The sequence below is a fragment of the Pseudonocardia sp. NPDC049154 genome, from assembly GCF_040648315.1.
In the GTDB taxonomy this organism is placed as follows: domain Bacteria; phylum Actinomycetota; class Actinomycetes; order Mycobacteriales; family Pseudonocardiaceae; genus Pseudonocardia.
This window is the reverse complement of record NZ_JBEZDN010000026.1, coordinates 64,603-71,619: the sequence shown is the minus strand read 5'-3', so window position 1 is coordinate 71,619 and position 7,017 is coordinate 64,603. Positions and strand designations below refer to the sequence as shown.

The window sequence follows — 7,017 nt, the reverse complement described above, 5'->3', positions numbered from 1 at the left end:
ACCCCCGCTCCACCCCCCACGTGATTCCTTTTTGGTGTTGTGGTTTTCTGTCGTGTTCCGTTCCGATCTGGCGGGCCGCCGGCCACCCAGGCGCCCCGGTGGCCGGACGACCCGACTCCCGAGCTGGCCGTGCTGCGCGCCGCCGCCGAGGAGTTCGGCGCCGTCCCCGCGACCCCCGACCGCCACGATCCGGACGTCCTGCCGCACCAGCCGAGCATGCGGGCACTGGGCCTGCTCGCCCGCGCCCTCACCGCGGTACGGGTCGGCGACCCGGGCGTCGCGCGGCCGCTGCTGGTCGACGCGCTCGAGCTCGCCGACCGGCACGGGTTCGTGCACCTCGCGGTGCAGGCGCTGGCCCTGCGGGCTGTCGCGGCCGCGGCCGAGGGCGACGCGGACCAGGTGCGGCGGGTGGGGGAGGTCGCGCTGGCCCGGGCGGAGCGGTCCGGGCTGCGGCACTCGTCCTGGGCGGCCGCGGCCGCGGCCGTGCTCTCCCACGCGGCACTGCTGCGCGCCGAGCCCCGCGACGCGATGCGGCTGGCCGAGGCCGGGCTGGCCGGGCTCGACCACCCCGGCCGGGGGCCCGCCGAGCTGCGGTTCGGCCTGGCCGTGCTCCGCGCGGGGGCGGACGTCGACGGTGCGGGCGAGGCCCGCGGGGACCGCGCCCGCGGCCTGGACCGCCTGCAGCACGCCCGCGCGGAGTTGGGCGACGAGCCGGTCGACCCGCACGTCGTGGCCCTGGCGGCGCTGCTGGAGCACCGCGCGGCGCTGGACCTCGGGCACCCGACGGCGGCCCGCAGCGTGCACGGCTGGCTGGTCCAGCGCGTCGGGGAGACCGCCGAGAGCGCCCTGCTCCGCGCCTGGACCGATCTCGCCGCCGGCCGCGAGGACCGGGCCCGGGCCGCCGCGCACCGCGCGCTCGTGGAGTGCGGGGCGCCCCTGCTCGACGTGACCGAGGTGGAGGCGTGGCTGGTCGAGGCGACGCTCGCGGCCGAGGCCGGGGAACGTGCGGCGGCGCGCGAGGCGCTCGAGCGCGCCCTGGGGCTGGCCGAGCCGCTGCGGGCGTTGCGCCCGTTCGCGGGGGCAGGGCCGGAGGTCCGGCGGCTGCTCGTGCAGCTGCACGGCGGCCCCGGTGCGGCCGGCTCCTTCGCGGGTGCCGCGCTCGCGGTCTCGGCGACCACCGGGTCCCCCGCGGCGGCGTTGAGCGAGCGCGAGCGGGCGGTCCTCGCCCTGCTGCCCTCCCTGCTGTCGCTGGAGGAGATCGGGGCCGACCTGTCGGTCTCGGTGAACACCGTGAAGACCCACGTCCGCTCGATCTACGGGAAGCTCGGCGTGAGCAGCCGCCGGACCGCCGTGCTCGCCGGGTACGAGCGCGGCCTGATCTCCTCGGGGCCCGCGCTCACCCTCCGCGGGTGAGGTCGTGCTCCCCGGCGACGCCCCTCGTCCGTGATCTGCGTGCGGTGCCCCGCGCGGGACCACGAAGTCACACGGAGCGGGCGAGGTGCACCGTGCCCGCGACGCCGACCGTGGACACAGCGCTCGAGGGAGGAGCACACCATGAGCGACACGACCCATTCGCCCACGGCGGGCACGAGGGGGAGCACGGCAGCCGCATGGTCGACCGGATTCGCGATGTTCGCGGGTGCGGTGCTGATCGTGACGGGCATCTGCCAGGCGCTGGCCGGTATCGCCGCGCTGTTCCGCGACCAGATCTACGTGGCCACCCCGAACTACATCTACTCGTTCGACGTCACGGCCTGGGGCTGGGTCCACATCATCCTCGGCGCGGCGCTCGCGCTCACCGGTCTCGGGGTGATCCAGGGCCAGACCTGGGCCCGGGTCGTCGGCATCCTGCTCGCCTCGCTGAGCATCATCGCCAACTTCCTGTTCATCCCGCACTACCCGGTCTGGTCTATCGTGATCATCGCCCTCGACGTCGCCGTGATCTGGGCCCTGGTCCGCGAGACTCGCGAGCTCGCCTGACGCGGAGCACGCCGGACGCGGAGCACGATATGACGACGCAGCGGCCCACCGGCCGCGGTCGCCGCCGGATCACCGCCCGGTGGGTCGTCGCTCTGGTGGTGGCGGTCCTCACCGTGGTGTTCGTGCTGCAGAACCGCGACCCGGTGAACGTGTACCTGTTCACGCTGACCCTCAGCGCGCCGTTGTGGCTGCTGCAGGTCGTCATGATCGCGGTCGGGCTGCTCCTCGGCCTGGTCGTGACCCGCCGGAGGTGACCCGATGACCCGGACCGCCGCTCCACCCACACCAGCGGGACGGCACCCGGCCGCGGTCGGTCCGGCCGAGCGCATCGAGCTCGGCCGGGCAGCCCGGTCCGTGACGCCCCGGTCGAGCCACGCCGAGCTGCCGGCCCGGCGCGGCAAGGGGGCGCTGAAGATCCTGGCCGCGCAGGACGCAGGCCGGGTGCAGGACCTGCTGCCCATCCGGTACGCCCGGATGTCCATCTCGCCCTTCACCTTCCTGCGCGGCTCGGCGGCCGTCATGACCGCCGACCTCGCCGGCACCCCGGTCAGCGGCATCGACGTGCAGCTCTGCGGCGACGCCCACCTGGCCAACTTCGGCTTCTTCGCCTCGCCGGAGCGCCGGCTGATCTTCGACGTCAACGACTTCGACGAGACGCTGCGGGGCCCGTGGGAGTGGGACGTCAAACGGCTGGCGGCCAGCGTCGAGGTCGCCGGGCGGGACCGGGGCTTCCGGACCCGGGACCGGGTCGCGGCGGTGGAGGGGGCCGTGCGCGCCTACCGCCGGGCGATGCGCGCGTTCGCGGCCATGACCAACCTCGACGTCTGGTACGCGCTCGTCGAGACCGACGAGCTGTGGGCGCGCTACCGGCGCCGCGTCGCCGCGTCGCGGCGTACCCGGATGGAGCGGGACCTCGCCAAGGCCCGCTCGCGCGACAACCTGGGTGCGCTGAACCGCTTCACGGCGGTCGTCGACGGCGCCCCGCGCATCGTCGCCGCGCCGCCGATCGTGGTGCCGGTCCGCGACCTCTACCCGGAGGAGGTGGAGCGGCGGGGCATCGAGAACGGCATCCACGAGCTGCTCGCCGGCTACCGGGAGAGCCTGCCCCCCGACCGTCGTGCGCTCTACGACCAGTACCGGCCGGTCGACATCGCGCACAAGGTGGTGGGCGTCGGCAGCGTCGGCACCCGCTGCTGGATGCTGCTCTTCCTCGGCCGCGACGACCGGGATCCGCTGTTCCTGCAGGCCAAGGAGGCGGGCCCGTCCGCGCTGGAATCCGTGCTGGGCCCGGCCCCACAGGCCACGGCGGGGCAGCGGGTCGTCGAGGGGCAGCGGCTGATGCAGACCGTGGGCGACATCTTCCTCGGCTGGCAGCGGGCACCCGGGGTCGACGGCGAGGTGCGGGACTTCTACCTGCGCCAGCTGCGGGACTGGAAGGGCTCGATCGAGGTCGAGAGCCTGCGCCCGCGAGGGCTGGGGATCTACGCGGAGATCTGCGGGCAGACCCTCGCCCGCGCCCACGCACGCACCGGCGACCGGATCGCGATCGCGGCGTACCTCGGCTCGTCGTCCTCCTTCGACCGCGCGGTCGCGGACTTCGCCCGCGCCTACGCCGACCGCACCGAGTCCGACCACGCGGCGCTGCGGCGGGCGATCGACACGGGGCGGGTGACCGCGGCCGACCCGAGCGCGGACGGCCAGGTGTGAGCCGCTGGAAACCGCTCGTCGCCCTCGGCGCCGCGCAGTTCCTGGTCGTGCTCGACACGGCCGTCATGAACGTCTCGATCAGTGCGCTGGTCGCGGACTTCGACACGACGGTCGCGGCCATCCAGGGCGCCATCACCCTCTACACGCTGGTCATGGCCGCCTTCCTGATCACCGGTGGCCAGGTCGGCGACATCCTCGGTCGGCGCCGCGCCTTCGCCGTCGGGCTCGTGATCTACGGCGTCGGCTCGGGGCTCACCGCGATCGCGCCGACGCTGTGGGTGCTCCTGCTCGGCTGGTCGGTGATCGAGGGGCTCGGCGGCGCGCTGGTGCTGCCGGCGCTCGCCGCCCTGGTGGGCGGCAACTACCACGGCCGCGACCGGGCCGTCGCCTACGGCGTCATCGGCGGGCTCGCGGGGGCGGGGATCGCCGTCGGCCCGATCCTCGGCGGGTGGGCCACGACCTACCTGAGCTGGCGGGTCGTGTTCGCCGGCGAGGTCGTCGTCGTGGTGGCGATCCTGCTGATGCTGCGCTGGATCACCGACGCCCCGCCCACCGGGCCACGCCGACGGCTGGACCTCGTGGGGGCGGCGCTGTCAGTGGCCGGACTCGCCTTCGTGGTGCTGGGCGCCCTGCAGAGCAGCGCCTGGGGCTGGCTCGAGCCGCGGAACCCGCCGTTCACCGTGTTCGGCTTCGCGCCGACCCTGTTCGTGATCGCGGCCGGGCTCGTCCTCCTCGGGCTGCTGCGCAGCTGGGTGCGCCACCGCGAGGAGCGGGGCCGCGATCCGCTGGTGCGCTGGGCGCTCTTCGCGATCCGGCCGCTGCGCAGCGCGCTCTCCAGCCTGCTGGGACAGAACCTGATCCTGCTCGGCGTCTTCTTCACCGTCCCGCTGTACCTGCAGGTGGTGCAGGGGCTCGACGCCTTCTCCACCGGCCTGCGGCTGCTGCCGGTCTCGCTCACGATGCTGGTGACCTCGATGGCGGCGCCGCTCGTGAACCGGGTCGCGGCGCCACGGGCCGTGGTGCGGACGGGGTTCCTCGTGCTGTGCGTGGCCGCGCTGTGGCTGGTCGCGACCGTCCGCCCGGAGCTCGACGACCTCTCGTTCGCCCTGGCCACCGGCCTGCTCGGGATCGGGATGGGGCTGCTCGCCGGGCAGCTCGGCAACGTCGCGCAGTCCAGCGTCGGCGAGGCCGAGCGCAGCGAGGTCGGCGGGCTGCAGTACACCGCGCAGAACCTCGGCTCCTCGCTCGGCACCGCGCTGATCGGGTCGTTCCTGCTCGGCGCGCTGACCCGCGCGACCCTGACCGGGGTGTCCGGGGCGCCGGTGTCCGAGGCGACCCGCCAGCAGGTCGGCACCGCTCTGGAACAGGGCATCTCGTTCCTCTCGCTCGACCAGGCCCGCGCCGCGCTGACCGCGGCCGGCGTCCCGGGCCCGGAGGTGGAGGTGCTGCTCGGGGAGTACGCGCGCGCCCAGCTCGTCGGGCTGAAGGTCGCGTTGCTCGCGGCGGCCGGGATCGCGCTGCTCAGCCTGTTCCTCACCCGCGAGCTGCCACGTCGCCGGGAACCGGAGCAGGTCCCGCCGCCGGCACCGGTGGTGGAGCCGCCGGTCGGCGCCCCCGGCTGACCGGTCGTCGGGCAGGAGTCGGGCAGGAGCCGTCAGGGCAGGAGCAGGCAGGAGTCGCCGAACTCGTGCCAGCGGTACCCCTCGTCGAGGGCGGCCGCGTAGGCCCGCTCGACCAGCCGCCGTCCGGCCACCGCGCGGAGCAGGAGCAGGTGCGAGGCCTCGGGCTCGTGCCAGCCCGTCACCAGCCCGTCGACGACGCGGGCCGGCCGGTCGGGGCCCAGGACCAGTTCCGTCGTGCCCTCGCCCGCCCGGACGGTGCCGTCGCGCTCGGCCACGGTCTCCAGCGCCCGGGTCACCGTGGTCCCCACCGCGACGACCCGGCGCCCGGCCGCGCGGGTCGCGGTGACGGCCTCCGCGGTCGCGAGCGGCACCCGGTAGCGCTCGGGCAGCGGGGTCTCGCCCGCCTCGAGCGACGACACCCCGGTGTGCAGCACCAGCTCGGCGACGCCGATCCCACGTGCCCGCAGCCCGTCGAGCACCGCGGGGGTGAACGGCCGGCCCGCGCTCGGCATCTCGGCGCTGCCGAAGCGGCCGTCCGGGTGCGCGAAGACGGTGCGGTACTCGGCGAGCGAAGGACGCCCCCGCAGGTAGGAGTAGGTGATCGGGCGCCCCGCCGCGGCCAGGTACCGGCGCAGCCCGCCCTCCACCGGGATCCGCGCCCGCCAGATCCGGGGTCCGCCGGAGAGCAGGGTCGCGGTCACCCCGCACGGCAGCCGGACGGTCTCGCCGGCCCGGCCGTCCGTGATCCGGTGCCCGTCCGGCGTCCGCAGCTCCACCGACCACGTCCCGCCCGGGCCCGGCCCGGACACGTGCAGGACGACGGGCCGGCCGGTCCGGGTGCCGTCGAGGGCCGCCGGTTCGGTGTCGGAGGTGTTCACCACGACCAGGTCCCCGGGTTCCAGCGCCCCCGGCAGGTCGGTGAACCGGCGGTGCCGCACCGGTCGCCGTGCCTGCGCGACCATGAGGCGCACGCCGTCGCGGACCGGCGGTGGTGCGGTGGCGATCAGGTCGGGCGGGACCGGCCTCACGGCGCGACCGCCAGGTCGGCCGCGGTGTACCGGCCCGAGGGCGGCCGGTCCGCGAGCAGCCGCAGCAGCGCCGGCACGACGGACTCCGGCTCGGGCCGGTCCGAGATGTCCTCGCCCGGGAAGGCCCGCTGGTGCATCGCGGTGCGCATGTCCCCGGGATCGAAGGCGTACACGCGCAGGTCCGGCTCCTCCACGCCGAGCACCGCGGCGAGATGGTCGAGCGCGGCTTTCGCCGCGCCGTAGCCGCCCCAGCCCTCGTAGGCCTCGACGGCGGCGTCGGAGCTGAGCGTGACGACCGTGCCGCCCGCGGCGCGCAGGGCCGGCAGCGTCTCCCGGGTGAGGCCGAGCGGGGCCAGGACGGTGGTCTCGAGGACGACGCGCAGGGCGTCGAGCGGGTAGTCGGCCAGCCGCGGCAGGGGCGAGGGGCCGAGCTCGCCGGCGTTGTGCACCAGCAGGTCCAGCCGGGCGCCGGCCGCCGCGGCCAGCTCGGTGCGGAAGCCCGGATCGGTGACGTCGCCGGGCAGGGCGACGACGCCGGGCACCCCGTCGAGGGCGCCCCGCAGGCGCCGGGCGTCCCGGCCGCAGGCCACCACGGTGGTCCCGCGCCGGGCGAGGGCGACGGTGAGGGCGAGCCCGAAGCCCTGCCCCGCACCGGTGACGATCGCAGTCGGTGTCATGCG

The 7,017-nt window shown here is 75.7% G+C and carries 7 protein-coding genes; 5 read left to right on the top strand and 2 right to left on the bottom strand.

Annotated features, from left to right (window positions below):
- Positions 1–129: 129 nt before the first annotated feature.
- From AB0B41_RS15750 to AB0B41_RS15730, 5 genes are all read left to right on the top strand, one after another.
- The gene (locus AB0B41_RS15750; RefSeq protein ID WP_358203467.1) at positions 130–1,413 is read left to right on the top strand and encodes a LuxR C-terminal-related transcriptional regulator; all 1,284 of its coding nucleotides are present in this window, start codon (positions 130–132) and stop codon (positions 1,411–1,413) included.
- Between the two features lie 141 nt (positions 1,414–1,554).
- Positions 1,555–1,980, top strand: a complete 426-nt coding sequence (locus AB0B41_RS15745; RefSeq protein ID WP_358203464.1) for a hypothetical protein — start codon at positions 1,555–1,557, stop codon at positions 1,978–1,980.
- A 29-nt stretch (positions 1,981–2,009) separates the two neighbouring features.
- A complete protein-coding gene (locus AB0B41_RS15740) occupies positions 2,010–2,234 on the top strand; it encodes a LapA family protein (RefSeq protein ID WP_358203462.1) in 225 nt (74 codons plus the stop codon).
- A gap of 4 nt (positions 2,235–2,238) precedes the next feature.
- Entirely contained in the window at positions 2,239–3,687 is a 1,449-nt protein-coding gene (locus AB0B41_RS15735; protein ID WP_358203461.1) for a DUF2252 domain-containing protein, read from the top strand.
- Positions 3,684–5,309: an MFS transporter gene (locus AB0B41_RS15730; RefSeq protein WP_358203459.1), complete on the top strand. Its 1,626-nt coding sequence runs from the start codon at positions 3,684–3,686 to the stop codon at positions 5,307–5,309. The genes AB0B41_RS15735 and AB0B41_RS15730 overlap by 4 nt, the downstream gene beginning before the upstream one ends.
- A 32-nt stretch (positions 5,310–5,341) precedes the next feature.
- Here AB0B41_RS15730 and AB0B41_RS15725 read toward each other — a convergent pair whose 3' ends face one another.
- Positions 5,342–6,337: an S-adenosylmethionine:tRNA ribosyltransferase-isomerase gene (locus AB0B41_RS15725; RefSeq protein WP_358203456.1), complete on the bottom strand. Its 996-nt coding sequence runs from the start codon at positions 6,335–6,337 to the stop codon at positions 5,342–5,344.
- Positions 6,334–7,014 carry an SDR family oxidoreductase gene (locus tag AB0B41_RS15720; RefSeq protein WP_358203454.1) on the bottom strand — a complete coding sequence of 227 codons (681 nt, stop codon included), beginning with the start codon at positions 7,012–7,014 and terminating at the stop codon, positions 6,334–6,336. The genes AB0B41_RS15725 and AB0B41_RS15720 overlap by 4 nt, the downstream gene beginning before the upstream one ends.
- Positions 7,015–7,017: the final 3 nt, after the last annotated feature.

What these genes read in the sequence shown, in the direction of transcription:
- AB0B41_RS15745 (WP_358203464.1), top strand. Translation starts at nt 1,555, where the DNA reads ATGAGCGACACGACCCATTCGCCCACGGCGGGCACGAGGGGGAGCACG.
- AB0B41_RS15740 (WP_358203462.1), top strand. Translation starts at nt 2,010, where the DNA reads ATGACGACGCAGCGGCCCACCGGCCGCGGTCGCCGCCGGATCACCGCC.
- AB0B41_RS15735 (WP_358203461.1), top strand. Translation starts at nt 2,239, where the DNA reads ATGACCCGGACCGCCGCTCCACCCACACCAGCGGGACGGCACCCGGCC.
- AB0B41_RS15720 (WP_358203454.1), bottom strand. Translation starts at nt 7,014, where the DNA reads ATGACACCGACTGCGATCGTCACCGGTGCGGGGCAGGGCTTCGGGCTC.